The following is an 18,379-nucleotide window of genomic DNA, read 5'->3' as shown; positions in this document are numbered from 1 at the left end:
CGCCTCGGCTTAATCAATCGAACCGAACAACTCGCCGCGCCACGCCCAAGCAGAGCCAGACGTCGGAGCGGCCAGGCACCTGGGTGACATCGCCCTCCCGACAGGGATCCTCGGCCCACAATGAGACCTCGGAGCAGGCCTGACCACCGTCCGGAGGTCTCCCCGGCTTACTCCTCCGAAGAGGTTGTCAGCCCAGTCGGGCACCAGGCTGAAGGGTCACCCGCGTTGACACCGGTGCCGCCGATGCCGCAGTAGCCGTTGGGCACCTTAAAGAGATATTGCTGGTGGTAGCAGTTCACTTCAAGCAATAAGTCATTCCCAAGCGCCAACTCCGAGACCCCCCGGACATCGGCGCCTACACTCGCACCGATATCAGCCTCCTGGTAGCCGCTGAAGCACCGCCTCCGCATGGTGATCCCATAGAGCACAAGCCGATCCATGCGAGGACGTCACAGGAAGTCACTCGCACTGCATGGGGCGCCATCCCAGGTGGCGCGGATCCGGTAGGGGCCCTGAACGCTCAGCGTCAAGAGTCAAGGGCTCATCTCATCCCTGGGAAAGGTTATCCCCCAGATGCCCATGACTCCTGTAAGACTACCTGGCGGTGTGCGATTATCGCACTATGAGCACGCTCGACTGGAACGAGATCGGGGAGCGAGTCCGCGAAGCGCGACTGGCCATGCGGCTGTCGCAAGAGCAGCTTGCCCAGCGAACCGATCTTGACAGGACCATGATCAGCAAGATCGAGGCCGGTTCGAGGCGGCTCGATGCGCTGGAGCTCTCTCGACTGGCCCGTGCACTCGACATGCCTATCGGCCATTTCCTCAATGCGCCACCCGCAGTCATGTCGCACCGCACGCCTCTGGCCGAGGACACGGCAACAGGTGCGACGCAGGCCTCTTACCGCATCGATAGCGCACTCGCCGCATGGATCCGCGAGATCCGGATGCTCATGTCGCTAGGCACCCTTCATCCGAAGCCGCTTAGACGGTACCCCGCTGAGATCGACGGCCCCGCCGCCGCAGTCGAGGCCGCTAACTGGCTGAGAGATGACCTAGGTCTGGGGATCGCTGCCATTCAATCCCTGGCCGACCTGTGCGAGCGCTGCGGTCAATACGTTCTGGTGACCGACCTCCCAGGAGACGGAGCTTCTGCTGTTGATGGCGATATAGCAGCAGCCGTGGTGAGCCTTAATGGCGATCCTGGCCGGCGGCGCAGCACCGCGGCTCATGAACTCGGACACTTAATAATCGGCGACGAATACTCAACAGATATAGGAGTGAACGCTTCTCGGACGGAACGCGAAGCGTTGATAGATGCCTTTGCAGCAGAGCTCCTCCTACCAGCAGAAGCCGTCCGTAGAGCCAGCGAGGCAGAGCAATCGAGTCGAGCGGTCCTTGTGAAGCTCGCGGCCGAGTATCGAACATCGTGGAGTCTCGCTCTACGACAAGCTCGGGCGGCTGATCTCATAACTGCAATCGAAGAGAAAAAATTTCGTGCGTACCCCCCCACCTTCGCGGAGTTTCGGGACTCCGTGGGATGGACGCCTCAGCCAGACCTAGATGCGATTCGCGTACCACCGAGTTTCGCGCATGCCGTGATGACGGCGTACCGAGAAGGACAGATCACTAGTAAGCGCGCACTGGAGTTGATGCACGGACAGCTCGACAGCGCGGCAGATCTGCCGCTCAGGCCTGATGAGGATGATGCTCCATGACTCTGGCTAGTCCGGGTGAACCCTTGCCCCCGCTCGTAGCCGATGCCATGGTGATCCATCACTTCGCTAAAGCTGATCGCCTGGACGTACTCGGCGCCAGTCTGTCCAGGCTATCCACTACACACATCGTGGCGAGAGAGGTCGACAAGTACTGCAACGACTATCCGTCGCTTAGATCGATTATGGATCTCGAGTGGTTATTCATCTTGCCACAGGACACCGATGAAGAACTCGTAGTATTCGAACGATGGGTCAACCTTCTAGGTGCCGGAGAACACGATCTAGGCGAAGCCAGTGTCTTCACGGCCGCCGAAATCTATGAGCTGGTAGCCATCACTGACGACCGGGACGCCACCAAGGTGGGCCGTAAAAATGGTCTCAATATTCATGGGACAGTGTGGCTCCTTACCCGATTGCATCGGCTCGATAAGATGACCCTAGCGGAGATTTGCACTCATGTAGATGCGCTCAGGGCGACCGGAATGCGTCTTCCTTGCACCGGCAGCGAGCTACCTCGGTGGGCGAGACAGCGCGGGCTCCTTTAAAGGTTCCCGCCAGACTCACGAAGACGACATAGAGGCCATAGCTCCTAGGAAGGCTATGGCCTCTGCCGTGCTACGACTCGTCGACGGTCAGGCCGACGGGGCAGGTCACACCGGTGCCGCCGATGCCGCAGTAGCCGTTCGGCACCTTGAACAAATACTGCTGGTGGTAGCGATTCACTTCAGGCAATAGATCCACAAGCAACGGATCACGCTTCCGTGTCTTTCGGATGGCGAGGCGAAGCGTAGATCAACCACACGGTGCGCGCCTCGTCATCGATGACGTACCGGACACGGCCTCCACTTGTGACCTCGAACTCCCACTGTTCGAGATCCTTGCCGTTGTGGCGGTGAACTGCGAGGTCGCCGCGGAGACGATGCTGACGCTCGTGATCTGCTCGCGAGCGTGGATCCGTGCGCAAAGTTTCAAGACAGCGCCGTGCGTTGGCCAGGGCGTGCCTGCACAGTTCGTCCCATCCCTTTGCCGCATCACTGGTGGCGAAGCGAAGGTCCCACTCATCGCCAGGAGGGGGAACGGTGACACGATCCCCGCGTTTGGGACTCATACAGAGACCTCAACCGGTCCGAAGTCTCCGCTCGTAGGCTTACGGGCGTCCGCGTACTCTGCCGGGTCCGCCTTGATCCGAGCCGTCGCCCGCCAGCCCACGATCACTTCTTCGGCCCTGCTGTCCAAGTCCAGTTCTGCAGCGTCGGACAGAGCCTCGACCAGTTCGAGCGTGAAGTTCCGCAGTTCGTCCGTGGTGAGGTGGCGGACCCAGGGGAAGACCTCAGGCATCGCGATAACCAAGGTCCTGGCTGTCGGATCATGTTTGAGGAGCGCAAGGAACAGGCGAGACGCCGTCGCGAGCGTCCGGTCTCGCTGCTCCTCGCGGTCCGCAGCCGTCAGATAGAAGTCCGGTGCGTCCCGATGAGTGACACGTACGCGCCCCAGACGTGTCGCACGCTCCGCGACCGCTCGCGGATTCCTTGACAAGTCTGAGAACGTCACCGACTCTGCATGGCTCGCACTCATATCGTCATCATAGTCAGAACGTGTTCTGATATGCAGGTGACGGACTGGAGACGGCTCATGCCCCTCATCGGCACGGGTGAGTCGGGCGACCAAGGGCCAGGATCAGTCAGTTACCGCAGGTCAGCTCTCGCCGGCGGTCAGGCCGACGGGGCAGGAGACTCCGGTGCCGCCGATGCCGCAGTAGCCGTTCGGCACCTTGAACAAATACTGCTGGTGGTAGTCGTATCGCTGGGGCAATAATTCAGCACCTACACCCGCACGAGGCGGACTGCCTTTCCGCAGAGCTTGCTCATGTCGTCCTCGTCCGAGGTGAGGACGATGACGGGCCGGGTGGAGCGAAGAGCCGTGGCGGCCACGACGGCATCGATCGCGTACTTGTGGCCGTGAAGACCGCTCTCGCGGAGCAGGTCCAGCGCGTGGACGGAGACCTCCTCGGTCACCGGCTCGACTCGCAGCCGGGACAGGTGCCAGCGCAACCGGTCGTTCGTCACCCGGCCGTCGAAGGCCTCGATAGGCGTCAGGGCACTGACGGCAACGCGAAAGTCGTTGTTCTGCGCCTCACGGACGATCGCCGTGACTCGCTGGTCGGCCGCGCACCACTTCGAGAGTCCCTCGGAGTCAAGAATGACCGTCCCCGCACTCAGCTTGCTTCGTGCGCGTGCCATCCACGCTCCTCCTGTAGCTCCGGAGCGGACTTCACGCTACGAAACAGCTGCTCGGCCTCGTCCCGCAGATGCTGCGGGATGGGACCGCACTCGTTCTCGTTCGCCTGCAGGGCCTCCTCCAGCAGGTCCCTCTCGATCTGCCGCTCCACAGCGGCGTCGACATAGGCGGAGAACCCACGCGCGCCGACACGCTCCTTGATCGCGCGGATGTTGCCGGCCCGCAAGGAGACGCTCACCTTGGCCGCAGGCCCTTCCCCTGGCGGGAAGGCTTGTTCAGGCGTACTCATAGCGGCAGTTTACTACTTCAAGTAGCAAACGATCGGCCCCAGCAACGTGAAACCTCCGAGTAGCGCGACGCCGCTCGGAGGTCTCACGATCCGCTACTCCCCGCTAGAGGTCGTCAGGCCGACGGGGCAGCTCACACCGGTGCCGCCGATGCCGCAGTAGCCGTTCGGCACCTTAAAGAGGTATTGCTGGTGGTAGTGCTCCGCTTCAGGCAACAAATCGCAAGCTCGCGCCAGTGCCGCTTCGGCCGCGGAATCACACCGCTCAGGGCCGCAGGACGGGACAGCGCTCAGAGCCGCTCCGGCAGCAGCATGAGTGCACCGGTGTGCTGGGGACGGACAACGGTGAAGTGGCGGCGGTCGAGCGTTGCCACTTCCGTGACACCGAGTCGCTCAGCGATCGCGATCACAGAGGCATCAACCGCCCCGAGTGGGAGACTCGCGTACGTCTCCACCAGGTCGCCCATACGCTGCAGATCACGTTCTGTGAGATCCACCAAGGTCAGACCTGCTCCGAAAGAGCGTAGGAACGCCGCCTCCGCTTTGCTGCCCTGCCGTTTCTCGACGAGCTGGCATACCTCGGTAGCCACGGTCGCGGGGACGAGCAAGGGCCCCGGATGGGTCCGCAGAAGTCGGGCACAGGCCTGATGATGGCGGTCCCGGACGTTCACGGCCGCAACCAACGGACCCGAGTCGATAACGATCACAAAGAGTGATTGTCCTCCGCGCGGAGAATCTCCTCCGAGCGTTCCGCGAAATCCGGCTCGGCTTCGAGCATGCCGATGAACGGCAGGTCGCGCACCACAGGCGGCTCTTCGAGCTGATCGCGGACGAGCCTGAGCAGAGGAGCCACCTTCTCCTCTGGCAGCCGATCAACCAGGTGGTGGAGTTCCTCGCGCATCACGCTCATGTATCGAGTGTAATCAGCGGAACCGCCCCGGACAGCCGCGTGGCGCGGCAACTGATCGCAACCCGCTGAGAGCGACTGTGCCGGCCCGGGGCAGCTCGGGCTCCGGGCCAGCTGTGTTCCAAAAGGTCACACCTCGCCGGTGGTCAAGCCGACGGGGCAGGTCACGCCGGTGCCGCCGATGCCGCAATAGCCGTTCGGCACCTTGAAAAGGTATTGCTGGTGATAATCCTCCGCGAAGTAGAACTCGCCGGCGGGGGCGATCTCGGTGGTGATCTCGCCGTACCCGGCCTTGGTGAGCACCTCCTGGTACGCGTCCCGGGACGTCACGGCGGCCTTGGCCTGCTCGGGGCCGTGGGTGTAGATGGCCGACCGATACTGTGTGCCGACGTCGTTGCCCTGGCGCATGCCCTGCGTGGGGTCGTGGGCCTCCCAGAACACCTTCAGGAGCTCCTCGTACGACACCTCGGCCGGGTCGAAGACCACCCGGACGACCTCGGCGTGCCCGGTCCGGCCGGTACAGACCTCCTCGTACGTCGGGTTCGGCGTGTAGCCGCCCGCGTAGCCCACGGCGGTCGAGACGACCCCGGGGGTCTGCCAGAACTTGCGCTCGGCGCCCCAGAAGCAGCCCAGCCCGAACTCGGCGATCTGCGTGCCCTCGGGGTACGGCGGAGCCAGCGGCGCGCCGAGGACCTGGTGGCGGGTGGCCACCGGCATGACCTCGGCGCGGCCCGGCAGCGCCTCCGCGGGGTCCACCATCGTCGTCTTGTTTGTGCCGAAGAGCCAGCCCATCTCGCACCCTTCCTTCCGTTCTGCCATCCCCAACCAGACACCGGGCGACCTTGTTCCCCACGTAAGCGTCTCTAAATCCCAGACGTAGCGACCCTTATTTGTGCTGAATCCAGGTAAGCAGCGAAGATGGGCTTCATGCCTGATACGCGCCGAGGTGTCCTGTATGGCGTCGCCGCCTACACCATGTGGGGCCTGTTCCCTCTCTACTGGCCTCTGCTCAAGCCGTCCGGCGCCGTGGAGATCCTCGCCCACCGGATGGTCTGGTCGCTGGTCGTGGTGGTCACGCTCCTCGCGGTACGCCGCCACTGGTCGTGGATCCGCGCCATCACACGCCGCCAGCTCATCCTCCTCGCCCTCGCGGCCGTCACGGTCTCGGTCAACTGGGGCGTGTACATCTACGCCGTCAACACCGGGCATGTGGTGGAAAGCGCGCTCGGCTACTTCATCAATCCCCTGGTCAGCGTGCTGTTCGGGGTGCTGATCTTCCGGGAGCGGCTGCGCCGGTGGCAGTGGATCGCCGTCGGTCTGGGCACTGTCGCGGTCCTCATCCTGACGCTCGACTACGGGCGTCTCCCGTGGATCGCCCTCGCGCTCGCCGCCAGCTTCGGCACGTACGGCCTGATCAAGAAGGCGGCGGGGGTGGGCAGCGCGGAGAGCCTGACCATCGAGACGCTCGTGCTGCTGGTGCCGGCCCTGGGCTACCTGGTCGTCCTCCAGACGAACGGCACCGGGACCTTCGGCAACCACGGCCTCGGCCACGCGCTGCTGCTGGCGGTGTCCGGTCTCATCACCGCGGTGCCGCTGATGTTCTTCACGGCCTCCGCGCTGCGGGTGCCGCTCACCGTCATCGGCCTGCTCCAGTACATCGCCCCGGTGCTGCAGTTCCTGTGCGGGGTGCTGATCGCCCACGAGACCATGCCCGTCAGCCGGTGGGCCGGGTTCGTGGTCGTCTGGCTCGCGCTGAGCGTGTTCACCTGGGACAGCGTGCGCTCCGCCCGTACGGCCCGGCTGGAGCGCGCGGCCGCGCTCGAGACCGTCTGAAACCGCCTGGATACGCCTCCCGGAGTACGGAACCCGCCTCCGCCGGGAGGACGACGGGACCGTCCTGAACGGCGAGGATCGGCGGCATGAGCAAGGAATTCCGTTTCGGGATCGTCGCAGGCATGGCCCCTGATGCCGCCGCGTGGACGGCCACGGCCCGCCATGCCGAGGACCTCGGCTACTCGACCCTGCTCGTCCCCGACACGCTGGGGACGCTGCCGCCGCTGCTCGCGATGACCGCCGCGGCCACCGTCACGACGACGCTGCGCGTGGGCACGTTCGTGCTGGCCGCGCCCTACCGCAATCCCCCGCAGCTCGCGCACGAGCTCGCCGGGCTCGACTTCCTGTCCGGCGGACGGCTCGAGGTCGGCGTGGGGGCCGGGCGGCCCGCCGCCGAGGAGGACGCCCGGGCGCTCGGCATGCCGTACGGCACGGCGGCCGAACGCATCGCGCAGGTCCGCACGGTGATCAGCGAGGTGCGGACGGCCTTCGCCGGGACCAACGCCTTCTCCAAGAGCACCGTGCAGCGCCAGGGGCCACCGATCATGATCGCGGGAGCCGGTCCCCGCATGCTGGCGCTCGCGGCGGAGGAGGCCGACATCGTCGCGCTCGCCGTACAGGCCGACACGACGGAGGAGGGCCTGCGCGGGCCCATCGGCACGCTACGGGCGGCGGCCGGCGCGAGGTTCGACGACGTCGAGCTGAGCATGAACCTGCTCCAGATCGGCGACGAGCCGCCCCCATGGGTGCCTGAGGGGCTCAGAACCCCGTCGGCGGAGGCCGCCGCCATCCTGCGCGGCTCGCCTCGCGAGATGGCCGACACGCTGCTGCGCCGCCGCGACGAGCTGGGCCTGTCCTACATCACCGTCGGCGGCTTCTTCGCCGACGCCCTCGCCCCCGTGGTCGAACTCCTCGCCGGCAGCTGACGGCTCACCCCGTGGCGAAGCCGATCGGTACGGTCGTCGGGAAGGTCCGGATCAGCTTCTTGTTGACGAACTCCTCGATGCCGAGATCCGCCAGTTCTCTCCCATATCCAGAGCATTTGATACCGCCGAACGGCAGGGCGGGGTGGGAGGAGGTCGGGTGGTTGATCCAGACCATTCCCGCGTCGAGCCGCTCCGCCACCCGCCGCGCCCGGTCGAGGTCCCTGCAGAAGACCGCGCCGCCGAGGCCGTACGGTGTGTCGTTCGCCAGCGCCACGGCCTCGTTCTCGTCGGCCACCTGGTAGATCACCGCCACCGGCCCGAACAGTTCCTCGCGGTACGCCCGCATGCCCGGCCTGACGTCCGTCAGGATGGTCGGCTGGACGAAGGCGCCGGGCCGGCCGATCCGGTCGCCGCCGGTCACCAGGGTCGCCCCCTGCGCCACCGTGTCGCGTACCTGGCTCACGAGGTTCGCGGCGGCCTGCTCCGAGGACAGCGGCCCCAGCGTGGTGTCCGGGTCCAGCGGGTCGCCCGGGACGAGCGCCTCGAACCTGCGGCGCAGTTCCTCGACGAAGCGGCGGTAGACGTGCGGCAGGAGGATCATCCGCTTGGCGCTCACGCAACTCTGCCCCATGTTGGACAGCCGGCCGACCGCCGCGGCCTCCACGGTCCGGTCGAAGTCCTCCGTGTCGAGCACGATGAACGGATCGCTCCCCCCGAGTTCGAGCACGGTCTTCTCGATGTTGCGTCCCGCCCTTTCGGCGGCGCCGGCGCCCGCACGATCACTGCCGGTGAGGGAGACACCCTGGATCAGGGGATCGTCGATCACAGTGCCCACTCGCGCCGACGGCAGGAACAGGTTGACGTAGACCCCGGGCGGCGCGCCGGCGTCGTGGAACAGCCGCTCCAACGCGAGCGCCGACTGCGGGCAGTTGCTCGCGTGCTTGAGCAGGATCGTGTTGCCGGCGACCAGGTTCGGCGCCGCGAAGCGGGCGACCTGGTAAAGCGGGTAGTTCCACGGCATGATCCCGAGGAGCGCGCCGAGCGGCCGGTTGGCCACCACGGCATTCCCCTCCTCGACGGGAAGCGGGCGGTCGGCGAGGAAGGCGGGCCCATGCTCGGCGTAGTAGCTCAGGATGTCCGCCGACAGGTCCGCCTCTCCGCGGCTCTCGCCGATGAGCTTGCCCATTTCCAGCGTCACCGTCCGGGCGAGTTCCTCCTGGCGTTCGCGCATGAGAGAGGCCGCCCGGCCGACCACGGCGGCCCGTTCTGCCGGGGCGAGCGATCTCCACTCCTGGAAGGCCTGGTGAGCCGCCGCGACGGCCCGGCCCGCCTCCTCGTCGGTCATGGCGGGGAACTCGGCGAGGACCTCGTCGTTGTACGGATTCACGCTGGCGATGGACCTGCGTGTCACGGATGGCGTGGCGGTGGTCATGGCGCCCCCCTGCGCCCGCACGCCGTTCGGCACCCGACTGCACCGTGGCGGCGCCGGACCTCTTGCCACGATACTCCGCCCGGTCGCGGCACCTCCGCCCAGAACGGCCCGCACGCGCGTCCAGGTGGGACAGCACGAGGCGATTTCCCGCCGGGTCAGCGTGTGGCCGATATGCGTGACCGGGTGCGGGCGGGCGCCCATTCGGGCAGCCCGTCGAGGATGTCGGCGAGCGTGACCCCCGCGAGGCTGCTGCGCCACGCCCGGTGCGCGTCGGCCATCTTCTCGGCGATGATGCAGACCCCCTGGCAGTCCTCGGGAGGCAGGGCACCCCGTCCCTGCTGGCGGATCTCGCGGCACTCGTACGGCGAGGAGCCGCCGTCGATCGCCTCGACGATCTGCAGCAACGTGATGTCGGAAGCCGCCCGCGCGAGCCGGAAGCCGCCCCGCGGGCCGGTCATCGCGGCCAGCACACCGGCTTTGACGAGCGCCTGCAACTGCTTGGCCAGATAGGGCGCCGGAACGTCGAAGTAGTCCGCGAGCTGCGCCGCCGAGGCGGTGGCTCCCGGATCGAGCTGCGCCAGCGTGGTGGCGCAGTGCAACACCCACTCGGTGCTCGCAGGCAGCTTCATGCCCACCAGTGTATTGGAGAGATTGCAGATCTATTTTGTCCGAGATAGAGTCCGGGGCGTCTAGCGAAGGAGAACACCATGCGTATCGCAGTCGCCGGCGCCACCGGGAACATCGGCAGGCTCACCGTCGCCGCCCTCGAACGGGACGGGCACGACGTCGTACGGATCAGCCGCTCACTCGGCGTGGACCTGATGACGGGCGAGGGGCTCGACAAGGCCCTGGACGGCGTCGAGTCCGTCGTGGACGCGATCAGCTCGAACGCGACCGACCGGGACGAGTCGGTGGCGTACTTCGGCACGACCACCAGGAACCTGCTGGCCGCCGAGGAACGGGCGGGCGTCCGCCACCACGTGCTGCTCTCGATCATCGGCATCCACAAGGTGGAGGGCAACGCCCACTACTCCGGCAAGCGGGAGCAGGAACGCCTGGTGTCCGCCGGTTCCGTGCCGTGGACGATCGTGCCGGCCGCGCAGTTCCACGACTTCGCCGAGATGGTGGCGGGATGGATGGAGCAGGACGGCGTCGCCACGATCGCGCCGCTGCTGGTGCAGCCGATCGCGCCCGCCGACGTGGCCGAGGTGCTCGCCGAGATCGCGGTGGGCGACCCGCAGGGCCGTTACACCGACGTGGCCGGTCCCGAGCCGCAGGACCTCGTCGACATGGCCCGGCGCACCCTCGCGGCACGCGGCCGTACGGTCAAGCTGGTGCCGACCTGGTCGGGACTCTTCGGCCCGGCGATGGCCGGCAACGTGCTGCTGCCCGGAGAAGGCGCCCGCATCGCGCCGACCTCCTTCGACGAGTGGCTCGCGGCCCAGCACTAGACGCAGGCCCAGCACTGAGCACGTCTCGCCCGCCCGCGGTCAGCGAGCGGGCAGCGTCGGGTGCGGACTATCCGGGACGATGCCCATCATGGTGGACGTGATGGCCCATCGTTCGTGGTCCCGCCAGGCGCCGTCGATGAACAGCATCTCCGGCGAATACCCCTCACGGCGGAAACCGTGCCGTTCGAGCAGCCTTCGGGAGGCGTGGTTGCCCGGCTGGACATTGGCCTCCAGCCGGTGGAGCCGCAACTCCTGGAAGGCGTGACGCAGCACCAGGCCGAGACCTTCGGACATGTATCCCTGGCCTGCGGTGGGCGCGAAGGCCGCGTATCCGAGGGAGCCGCACTGGAAGCGTCCCCGGATGATGCTGTTGATGTTGATGTTCCCCGCGATCTCACCGGTCTGCCGTACGCAGACCAGCAGGCCCTCGGCGGACCGGGGATCGTCGAATCGGGCCAGATAGGCCCGGAACTCCTCGCTCGTGGTGGGCAGGGACATCCACGGATGGTGGAGGTCGATGCTCGCTCGCACCAGTTCGAGGAACTCGGCCTCGTCCTGCGCCGTGATCCGGCGCAGGGTCACGCGCGGGTGGCCGCCCGCCCTGTCGCCCGCCGACTCGTGCGCGGTCTCTTCACCACTGTCGTTGTGCAACACCCGCCACAGCGTAGGCGAACGCCGTACGGGCGGGAGCCTCGGAAAGGCACTGAAGGCGTCAGCCCAGCGCGGCCTCGGCCCTGGCGTACGCGGCCTCGGTGATGCGCGGCAGCAGTACGGCCGGGTCGGTGCGCGGCGCGGGGAGCTGTTTCGGAATCCGCACCTCCAACACGTAACGCGGCGTCCGCACCACCTCGACCCACTGCGTGACCGACTTCCCCTCCATTACCCGGAAGGCCCAGGACCGGGTGCCGAGACGCGGCACGGAGATCGACCGCACGCGGAAGGGATTGCCCTCCTCCCCGAGGAAAGTCCGGCAGGAGTCCATTGCAGCGGGGTCGCCGAGGCCGGTCAGCATCGGAGCAGGGCCCGTGACGATGGTCTCCGAGAACTCCGCCGACCGTCTCCACGCCCCATCGCTCATGGCGCTCAGCAGCGCCGCGGCGATCTGCACGCCCGGCCTGTTGAAATCACGCAGCACGACGCGCCACGACCCCTCGGCCACCCTCTGGCAGGTGGAAGCCCCGGCAGAAGCCCCGGCCGCCTGACGGAGTGCGAGGAACGCCGAGGCGTCGTCCGCGGCGGCGGGCAGGGCCACGACCGCGCCCGGTCTGGTGATCGACTCGTGGACCCCCTGATAGTCGACGAGCAGGGCCCGCAGAAGCCGGGGATCGCCAGGGCCACTCCCGGGGTTCGCGACCGAGAGCGGCCGCCCCTTCTTAACCACCTCCGCCTCGAAGACCTGTTCCACGGACGGTGTCGAGGAGGGGCGTGCCGACGCGCGCGAAGCCGCGGCGGCGATGGCGTCGCACAGGGCTTGCGCTGAGCCCTCTCCCTCGCCCTCTCCGCACGTGAGTGCCTGGTCCTCGTCCACGACGACGGCGTCGATGGGCACAGGACTCCCCGGTGTCGGGGTGGGGGGCGTGCCCGCACGGGGCGTGCTGCCACAGGCCGTCACGACGGCGAGGCACAAGACGGCGCACCGGGTGATCTTCACCCGAGCAATGATCCCTTATGGGACGGTCAGCCGGTGCGCTCGACGACGTAGTCGCACAGGGCGATCAGGGCCGTACGCGCGGGGATTTCGGGCAGACCGGCGAGGGCGGCCTTGGCCCGGTCGATCCAGCGGGAGAGCTCCTCGCGGGCCTGGTCCATGGCCCGGTGGGCGCGCAGCAGCGTCAGCGCCTCCTCGACGTCCTCCTCGGCCACGGGCCCCGACAGCAGGGTGCGCAGCCGGGCGTCGGCGGGGTCGTCGGAGGCCAGGGCGTACAGCACGGGGAGCGTGCGGATGCCCTCGCGCAGGTCGGTGCCGGGGGTCTTGCCCGAGTCGTCGCTGAGCGCGGCCACGTCGATGAGGTCGTCGCCGAGCTGCCAGGCCACGCCGATCGCCTCACAGGCGTCGGCCAGCCGGTCGACCACGTCGGCGGGAGCGCCGGCCAGCATGGCCCCGAAGCGGCCCGAGGTGGCGATGAGGGAGCCGGTCTTGTCGGCCAGCACGCTGATGTAGTGGGCGATCGCGTCGCTGCCCTCGGCGGGCCCGACCGTCTCGCGGATCTGCCCGCGCACCAGGCGGGAGAACGTACGCGCCTGGATCCGGATGAGCTCGGGGCCGAGGTCGGCGAGGATCTCCGACGCCTGGGCGAACAGGTAGTCGCCGGTGAGGATGGCCACGGTGTTGTCCCACCGGGCGTTGGCGGACTGGGAGCCCCGGCGCACCGGGGCCTCGTCCATCACGTCGTCGTGGTAGAGCGTGGCCAGGTGGGTCAGCTCGATGACGACGGCCCCGGGCACGACGCCCGGGGCGTCCGGATTTCCGAACTGGGCGGCCAGCAGCACGAGCATCGCCCGGAACCGCTTGCCGCCCGCCTCGATGAGGTGCCTGGACGTCTGGGTGACGAAGGCGTCCTCACTCTCGACCGACGAGCGCAGCAGCTTCTCCACCGCCGCGAGCCCGTCGGCGAGATCGCTGGCCAGCCGCTCGTCTACAAGAGGAAGGTCCACAACGGGCGGCGCGGCCATACGGAGATCTCCTAACGGACGAACAGGGATTGTGCTGCCGTGTGCGCGAGGTCCAGCACAGGCTGGGGATAGACCCCGAGAACTACGGTAGCCAATGCCGCGATGCCGACGACGGCCGCGGTGCCCCTGGAGGGCAGCACGACGGACGGGCCGTCGGCGGCCGGGTCGCTGAAGAACATCAGCACGATCACGCGCACGTAGAAGAAGGCGGCGATGGCCGAGGCCACCACACCGATGATGACCAGCGGCGTGGCGCCGTTGGCGACGGCGGCCTGGAAGACCGCGTACTTCCCGAAGAATCCGCTGGTCAGCGGGATACCGGCGAAGGCCAGCAGGAAGAACGCGAACGTCCCGGCCAGCAGCGGCGAGCGCTTGCCGAGCCCGGCCCAGCGGGACAGGTGCCATGCCTCGCCGCCCGCGTCGCGCACCATCGTGACGACGGCGAACGCGCCCACGGTGGTGAAGCCGTACGCCACCAGGTAGAACAGCAGGCCGGACAGGGCCGAGGTGTTCTCCGCCTGGGTGTGGCCGGTAGCGATCACGCCGATGAGCAGGAAACCGCCGTGCGCGATGGACGAGTAGGCGAGCATCCGCTTGATGTCGGTCTGCGTGATCGCGAGGATCGCGCCGACCACCATCGTGAGGATCGCCACACCGTAGAAAACCGGCCGCCAGTCCCAGTCGAGACCGCCCAGACCGACCCAGAACACCCGCAGCAGCGCACCGAAGGCGGCCACCAGGGTGCCGGAGGCCATCAGCGCGGTGATGGGCGTGGGCGAGCCCTGGTAGACGTCCGGCTTCCACGCCTGGAACGGCGCGGCGCCGATCTTGAAGAGCAGACCGACGCCGAGCATGGCCGCGCCGATGTAGAGCAGGGTGTCCTGGCCGCCGACCGACCCCAGCGCCTGGTTGATCTTCGCGAGGTCGACCGAGCCGGCGTAGCCGTACAGCAGGGCCGTGCCGTACAGGAAGAAGGCCGAGGAGAACGCGCCGAGCAGGAAGTACTTGACCGCGGCCTCCTGCGACAGCAGGCGGCGGCGCCGGGCCAGGCCGCACAGCAGGTAGAGCGGCAGCGACATGACCTCAAGGGCGACGAACGCGACGAGCAGGTCGTTGGCCGCCGGGAACAGCAGCATGCCGCCGACCGCGAACAGCAGCAGCGGGTAGACCTCGGTGTGCGCGGCCCGCTCGACGAGCGACTGCTCCTCCTCGGCGGAGCCGGGCACGGCCGCCGCGGAGCCGACGAAGTGCTCCTCGTCCTTGATGAGCAGCACGCTCACGAAGGCGAGGATGAGGATCGTGCCCCAGATGAACAGGGCAGGGCCGTCCACCGCCACCGCGCCCATCGCGGCGGGCTTGGTGGGCACGCCCTTGATCGCCTGCCAGACGGCCAGCGCGAACGCGCCGGCCAGCGACAGCAACGTGAGCGGCAGGTGGATCGCCGAGCGCAGGTAGCGCGGGGCGAATGCCTCCACCAGCACGCCGACGATCGCCGCGCCGAAGACGACGAGCAGAGGCGCCAGAAGGGCGTACTCGATACTCGGCGCCTGAATGGTGCCGTTCACTACTGGCCCTCCTGAGCAACGGGTACGGCCGGCTTCGGGTCCGTGACGGAGACGCTCGACAGCGTGTCCTTCACGGCGGGATTGATCACGTCGAGCAGCGGCTTGGGATAGAAGCCGAACACCAGCAGCAGCGCGACGAGCGGCGCCACCACCCACTTCTCCCTGGCGTTGAGGTCGGGCAGCGACTTGACCGACTCGGCCGTCGGGCCGTTCATCGTCCGCTGGTACATCCACAGGATGTAGATCGCGGCGAGGATGACGCCGACCGTGGCGATCACGGCCGGGACGACGTACCGCTGGTAGGTGCCGGTCAGCACCATGAACTCGCTGACGAACGTGCTGAGACCGGGCAGCGAGAGGCTGGACAGACCCGCCACCAGGAACGTCCCGGCGAGGATCGGGGCCACCTTCTGCACGCCGCCGTAGTCGGCGATGAACTGCGAGCCCCTGCGGTAGATGAGGAAGCCCGCGATCAGGAACAGCGCGCCGGTCGAGAAGCCGTGGTTGACCATGTAGAGCGTCGCACCCGAGCCCGCGCTGGTGGTCATCGCGAACACGCCCATCGCGATGAAGCCGAAGTGCGACACCGAGGTGTACGCGATGAGCCGCTTCATGTCGGTCTGCCCGATGGCCACGATCGCGCCGTACACGATGCCGATGACCGACAGCGTGATGACCAGCGGCGTGAAGAACTTCGCGGCGTCCGGGAAGAGCTCAAGGCAGAAGCGGAGCATGCCGTACGTGCCGACCTTGTCCAGCACGCCGACGAGCAGGACGGCCGCGCCGGCCGGGGCCTGGGCGGCGGCGTCCGGCAGCCAGGTGTGGAACGGCCACAGCGGCGCCTTGATCGCGAAGGCGATGAAGAAGCCGAGGAACAGCCACTTCTGCGTCGTCACGTCCTGGATGGTCCCGACGAGGTCGGAGAACATGAACGTGCCCTTGCCGGCGATCGTGTAGAGCGCGATCACCGCCACGAGCATCAGGAGCCCGCCGAACAGCGAGTACAGCAGGAACTTCACTGCCGCGTACGACCGCTGCGCCCCGCCGTACGACCCGATCATGAAGTACATCGGGATCAGCATGGCTTCGAAGAAGACGTAGAACAGGAAGACGTCGGTCGCCGCGAAGACGCCGATCATCATGGCCTCGAGCACGAGCAGCAGCGAGAAGTACGTGCGGACCGAGCGCTTGCCGGCCTCGGCGTCGTGCCAGGAGGCGAGCACCACGATCGGCACGAGGATCGCCGACAGCAGGATCAGCACCAGGGCGATGCCGTCCACGGCGACGCCGTAGTGGACCCCGAACTGGGGGATCCAGTCGTACGTCTCGGCGAACTGGAACTTGTCGCCGTTCGGGCTGAACTGGACCGCCATGGCGACGGTCAGCGCCAGCACGATCAGCGACACCACGAGGGTGAACTGCTTGGCGAGCTTGTCGTTGCGGACAAGGGTCACGCCCAGCGCGCCGAGTACGGACACGCCCATCAGGGTTGAAAGCCAGGGCATCACAGGTTCCCTACGACGAGCCAGGCACCGGCCAGGACGGCGGCGCCCAGGAATATCGACAGCGCGTACGAGCGGACGAACCCGGTCTGGACCCTGCGCAGCCGCCCGGACGTGCCGCCGATGCCGGCGGCCAGGCCGTTCACGAGGCCGTCGACGCCGCGGTTGTCGAAGAACACGGCAAGGCGGGTCAGCCACTGGCCGGGGCGCATGAACAGCGCCTCGTTCAGGGCGTCGCCGTACAGGTCACGACGGGCGAAGGTGGTGAGGAACGAGGCGCGCGGGGCCACCGCGGGCACCTCGGCCCTGCCGTACTTGACCCAGGCGAAGGCCGCGCCGATCGCGACGAGCGCGAGCGTGACCAGACCGGTGAGGCTGAACGGGTGGAACGACGGCATCTCCTCCGGCGCGCCGACGGCCGGCGCGAGGAAGGTCATGAACCGGTTGCCCAGCACCAGGAAGGCGCCCAGCCCGATAGCGCCGATCGACAGGATGATCAGCGGCCAGGTCATGACGGCGGGCGACTCGTGCGGGTGGGCCGTGGGCTCCCAGCGCTTGGTGCCGAAGAACGTCATGAACACCAGGCGCGACATGTAGAAGCCGGTGATGCCCGCGCCGAGCACGGCCAGCCAGCCGAGGATCGCGTTGTGCTCCATCGCGGTCTCGATGATGCCGTCCTTGGTGAAGTAACCGGACAGCAGCGGGAACCCGATGATCGCCAGGTATCCGATGAGGAACGTCACGAACGTGACCGGCATGACCTTGCGCAGCGCGCCGTACTTGCGCATGTCGACCTCGTCGTTCATGGCGTGCATGACGGAGCCGGCGCCGAGGAACATGTCGGCCTTGAAGAAGCCGTGCGTGATCAGGTGGGCGATCGCGAAGGCGTAGCCCACCGGGCCGATGCCCGCGGCGAGCACCATGTAGCCGATCTGCGACATCGTCGAACCGGCCAGCGCCTTCTTGATGTCGTCCTTGGCGGTACCGATGATCGCACCGGCGAGCAGCGTCGCGACGCCGACGATCGTCACCACGAGCTGCGCGGTCCCGGCGCCCTCGAAGATCGGGCCGGACCGGACGATCAGGTAGACGCCGGCGGTGACCATGGTCGCCGCGTGGATGAGAGCCGAGACCGGGGTCGGGCCCTCCATCGCGTCGAGGAGCCAGGACTGCAGCGGGAGCTGCGCCGACTTACCGCAGGCGCCGACCAGCAGCAGCAGGCCGATCGCGGTCAGCGTGCCGGAGGACGCCTTCGAGGCGTTCCCGAGGACGTCGCTGAAGGCCAGCGTGTGGAACGTCGCGAAGATCGTGAAGATGCCGATCAGCAGGCCGAAGTCGCCGACGCGGTTGACGATGAACGCCTTCTTGGCCGCGGTCGCCGCCGAGGGCTTGTGCTGCCAGAACCCGATCAGCAGGTACGACGCGAGACCCACGCCTTCCCAGCCGACGAACAGGGCGACGTAGTTGTCGGCGAGCACCAGCAGGAGCATCGCCGCGACGAACAGGTTCAGGTAGGCGAAGAACCGCCGCCTGTTCGGGTCGTGCGCCATGTAGCCGATCGAGTAGATGTGGATCAGCGAGCCCACGAAGGTGATCAGCAGGCAGAACGAGATCGACAGCGGGTCGACCAGCAGGCCCACCTTGGCGAGGCCCGGGATGAAGTCGTACAGCTCGATCCCGCGGCGGCGCTCGCCGGGGGCGAAGCCGAGCAGCTGCACGAACGACAGCGCCGCCACCACGAAGGACGCGACGGCCATGAGCACGCCCAGCAGGTGGCCGAACTTGTCGGTCCTCCGGCCGCCAAGCAGGAGGACCGCCGCTCCCACCAGGGGCAGAGCGATCATGAGCC

18 protein-coding genes and 3 pseudogenes are annotated in these 18,379 nt (G+C 67.5%); 4 read left to right on the top strand and 17 right to left on the bottom strand.

Annotated elements, in window-relative coordinates:
• Nucleotides 1–622: 622 nt before the first annotated feature.
• The gene (locus tag HCK04_RS15240; RefSeq protein ID WP_205830248.1) at nt 623–1,717 is read left to right on the top strand and encodes an XRE family transcriptional regulator; all 1,095 of its coding nucleotides are present in this window, start codon (nt 623–625) and stop codon (nt 1,715–1,717) included.
• Nucleotides 1,718–2,332: 615 nt separating this feature from the next.
• Here the strand turns inward: HCK04_RS15240 and HCK04_RS15235 are convergent.
• The 9 genes and pseudogenes from HCK04_RS15235 to msrA form a co-directional block, all read right to left on the bottom strand.
• Nucleotides 2,333–2,431, bottom strand: a pseudogene (locus tag HCK04_RS15235) (peptide-methionine (S)-S-oxide reductase); the annotation flags it as partial.
• Between the two features lie 390 nt (nt 2,432–2,821).
• Nucleotides 2,822–3,292: a hypothetical protein gene (locus HCK04_RS15225; protein ID WP_142647980.1), complete on the bottom strand. Its 471-nt coding sequence runs from the start codon at nt 3,290–3,292 to the stop codon at nt 2,822–2,824.
• 120 nt (nt 3,293–3,412) lie between these two features.
• Nucleotides 3,413–3,514: pseudogene (locus tag HCK04_RS15220) on the bottom strand (peptide-methionine (S)-S-oxide reductase); the annotation flags it as partial.
• 26 nt (nt 3,515–3,540) lie between these two features.
• The gene (locus tag HCK04_RS15215; protein WP_142647979.1) at nt 3,541–3,957 is read right to left on the bottom strand and encodes a PIN domain-containing protein; all 417 of its coding nucleotides are present in this window, start codon (nt 3,955–3,957) and stop codon (nt 3,541–3,543) included.
• A complete protein-coding gene (locus tag HCK04_RS15210; protein WP_138459484.1) occupies nt 3,933–4,244 on the bottom strand; it encodes a hypothetical protein in 312 nt (103 codons plus the stop codon). The genes HCK04_RS15215 and HCK04_RS15210 overlap by 25 nt, the downstream gene beginning before the upstream one ends.
• 93 nt (nt 4,245–4,337) lie before the next feature.
• Nucleotides 4,338–4,448 (bottom strand): annotated as a pseudogene (locus HCK04_RS42390) (peptide-methionine (S)-S-oxide reductase); the annotation flags it as partial.
• Between the two features lie 83 nt (nt 4,449–4,531).
• Nucleotides 4,532–4,948 carry a PIN domain-containing protein gene (locus tag HCK04_RS15200; RefSeq protein ID WP_142647978.1) on the bottom strand — a complete coding sequence of 139 codons (417 nt, stop codon included), beginning with the start codon at nt 4,946–4,948 and terminating at the stop codon, nt 4,532–4,534.
• The gene (locus HCK04_RS15195) at nt 4,945–5,151 is read right to left on the bottom strand and encodes a hypothetical protein (RefSeq protein ID WP_139579074.1); all 207 of its coding nucleotides are present in this window, start codon (nt 5,149–5,151) and stop codon (nt 4,945–4,947) included. Before HCK04_RS15195 ends, HCK04_RS15200 begins: the two co-directional genes overlap by 4 nt.
• A 126-nt stretch (nt 5,152–5,277) precedes the next feature.
• The gene (gene msrA, locus HCK04_RS15190; RefSeq protein ID WP_142647977.1) at nt 5,278–5,940 is read right to left on the bottom strand and encodes a peptide-methionine (S)-S-oxide reductase MsrA; all 663 of its coding nucleotides are present in this window, start codon (nt 5,938–5,940) and stop codon (nt 5,278–5,280) included.
• 135 nt (nt 5,941–6,075) lie between these two features.
• On the opposite strand from msrA, the gene rarD reads away from it, so the two are divergent.
• Both rarD and HCK04_RS15180 read left to right on the top strand, forming a co-directional pair.
• Nucleotides 6,076–6,981 carry an EamA family transporter RarD gene (gene rarD / locus HCK04_RS15185; protein WP_142647976.1) on the top strand — a complete coding sequence of 302 codons (906 nt, stop codon included), beginning with the start codon at nt 6,076–6,078 and terminating at the stop codon, nt 6,979–6,981.
• 86 nt (nt 6,982–7,067) lie between these two features.
• Nucleotides 7,068–7,907: a TIGR03621 family F420-dependent LLM class oxidoreductase gene (locus tag HCK04_RS15180; RefSeq protein ID WP_142647975.1), complete on the top strand. Its 840-nt coding sequence runs from the start codon at nt 7,068–7,070 to the stop codon at nt 7,905–7,907.
• A 4-nt stretch (nt 7,908–7,911) separates the two neighbouring features.
• Here HCK04_RS15180 and HCK04_RS15175 read toward each other — a convergent pair whose 3' ends face one another.
• Nucleotides 7,912–9,339 (bottom strand): NAD-dependent succinate-semialdehyde dehydrogenase, encoded by a 1,428-nt coding sequence (locus HCK04_RS15175; RefSeq protein WP_142647974.1) that lies wholly within the window; start codon nt 9,337–9,339, stop codon nt 7,912–7,914.
• A 155-nt stretch (nt 9,340–9,494) separates the two neighbouring features.
• Nucleotides 9,495–9,968, bottom strand: a complete 474-nt coding sequence (locus tag HCK04_RS15170) for an Rrf2 family transcriptional regulator (RefSeq protein WP_142647973.1) — start codon at nt 9,966–9,968, stop codon at nt 9,495–9,497.
• A gap of 78 nt (nt 9,969–10,046) precedes the next feature.
• Between HCK04_RS15170 and HCK04_RS15165 the strand changes: the two genes are divergently transcribed.
• Entirely contained in the window at nt 10,047–10,790 is a 744-nt protein-coding gene (locus tag HCK04_RS15165) for an NAD(P)H-binding protein (RefSeq protein ID WP_142647972.1), read from the top strand.
• 39 nt (nt 10,791–10,829) lie between these two features.
• Here the strand turns inward: HCK04_RS15165 and HCK04_RS15160 are convergent, their stop codons facing one another.
• The 6 genes from HCK04_RS15160 to nuoL form a co-directional block, all read right to left on the bottom strand.
• The gene (locus tag HCK04_RS15160; protein ID WP_260617270.1) at nt 10,830–11,444 is read right to left on the bottom strand and encodes a GNAT family N-acetyltransferase; all 615 of its coding nucleotides are present in this window, start codon (nt 11,442–11,444) and stop codon (nt 10,830–10,832) included.
• Nucleotides 11,445–11,502: 58 nt separating this feature from the next.
• Entirely contained in the window at nt 11,503–12,339 is an 837-nt protein-coding gene (locus tag HCK04_RS15155) for a hypothetical protein (RefSeq protein WP_142647971.1), read from the bottom strand.
• 128 nt (nt 12,340–12,467) lie between these two features.
• Nucleotides 12,468–13,463 (bottom strand): polyprenyl synthetase family protein, encoded by a 996-nt coding sequence (locus tag HCK04_RS15150; protein ID WP_142647970.1) that lies wholly within the window; start codon nt 13,461–13,463, stop codon nt 12,468–12,470.
• An 11-nt stretch (nt 13,464–13,474) separates the two neighbouring features.
• Entirely contained in the window at nt 13,475–15,028 is a 1,554-nt protein-coding gene (gene nuoN / locus HCK04_RS15145) for an NADH-quinone oxidoreductase subunit NuoN (RefSeq protein WP_142647969.1), read from the bottom strand.
• Complete coding sequence (locus tag HCK04_RS15140; RefSeq protein ID WP_142647968.1) at nt 15,028–16,533, bottom strand: NADH-quinone oxidoreductase subunit M; 1,506 nt, start codon at nt 16,531–16,533, stop codon at nt 15,028–15,030. The genes nuoN and HCK04_RS15140 overlap by 1 nt, the downstream gene beginning before the upstream one ends.
• Nucleotides 16,533–18,374 carry an NADH-quinone oxidoreductase subunit L gene (nuoL, locus tag HCK04_RS15135; protein WP_142648072.1) on the bottom strand — a complete coding sequence of 614 codons (1,842 nt, stop codon included), beginning with the start codon at nt 18,372–18,374 and terminating at the stop codon, nt 16,533–16,535. Before nuoL ends, HCK04_RS15140 begins: the two co-directional genes overlap by 1 nt.
• Nucleotides 18,375–18,379: the final 5 nt, after the last annotated feature.

Source organism: Microbispora sp. CL1-1, from assembly GCF_012034195.1.
Classification (GTDB): Bacteria; Actinomycetota; Actinomycetes; order Streptosporangiales; family Streptosporangiaceae; genus Microbispora.
This window is presented reverse-complemented; position numbering and strand designations above follow the sequence as displayed.

Coding starts and splice junctions, on each gene's coding strand:
- HCK04_RS15240 (WP_205830248.1), top strand. CDS start 623: ATGAGCACGCTCGACTGGAACGAGATCGGGGAGCGAGTCCGCGAAGCG.
- HCK04_RS15225 (WP_142647980.1), bottom strand. CDS start 3,292: ATGAGTGCGAGCCATGCAGAGTCGGTGACGTTCTCAGACTTGTCAAGG.
- HCK04_RS15215 (WP_142647979.1), bottom strand. CDS start 3,957: ATGGCACGCGCACGAAGCAAGCTGAGTGCGGGGACGGTCATTCTTGAC.
- HCK04_RS15210 (WP_138459484.1), bottom strand. CDS start 4,244: ATGAGTACGCCTGAACAAGCCTTCCCGCCAGGGGAAGGGCCTGCGGCC.
- HCK04_RS15195 (WP_139579074.1), bottom strand. CDS start 5,151: ATGAGCGTGATGCGCGAGGAACTCCACCACCTGGTTGATCGGCTGCCA.
- msrA (WP_142647977.1), bottom strand. CDS start 5,940: ATGGGCTGGCTCTTCGGCACAAACAAGACGACGATGGTGGACCCCGCG.
- rarD (WP_142647976.1), top strand. CDS start 6,076: ATGCCTGATACGCGCCGAGGTGTCCTGTATGGCGTCGCCGCCTACACC.
- HCK04_RS15180 (WP_142647975.1), top strand. CDS start 7,068: ATGAGCAAGGAATTCCGTTTCGGGATCGTCGCAGGCATGGCCCCTGAT.
- HCK04_RS15175 (WP_142647974.1), bottom strand. CDS start 9,339: ATGACCACCGCCACGCCATCCGTGACACGCAGGTCCATCGCCAGCGTG.
- HCK04_RS15170 (WP_142647973.1), bottom strand. CDS start 9,968: ATGAAGCTGCCTGCGAGCACCGAGTGGGTGTTGCACTGCGCCACCACG.
- HCK04_RS15165 (WP_142647972.1), top strand. CDS start 10,047: ATGCGTATCGCAGTCGCCGGCGCCACCGGGAACATCGGCAGGCTCACC.
- HCK04_RS15150 (WP_142647970.1), bottom strand. CDS start 13,463: ATGGCCGCGCCGCCCGTTGTGGACCTTCCTCTTGTAGACGAGCGGCTG.
- HCK04_RS15140 (WP_142647968.1), bottom strand. CDS start 16,533: ATGCCCTGGCTTTCAACCCTGATGGGCGTGTCCGTACTCGGCGCGCTG.
- nuoL (WP_142648072.1), bottom strand. CDS start 18,374: ATGATCGCTCTGCCCCTGGTGGGAGCGGCGGTCCTCCTGCTTGGCGGC.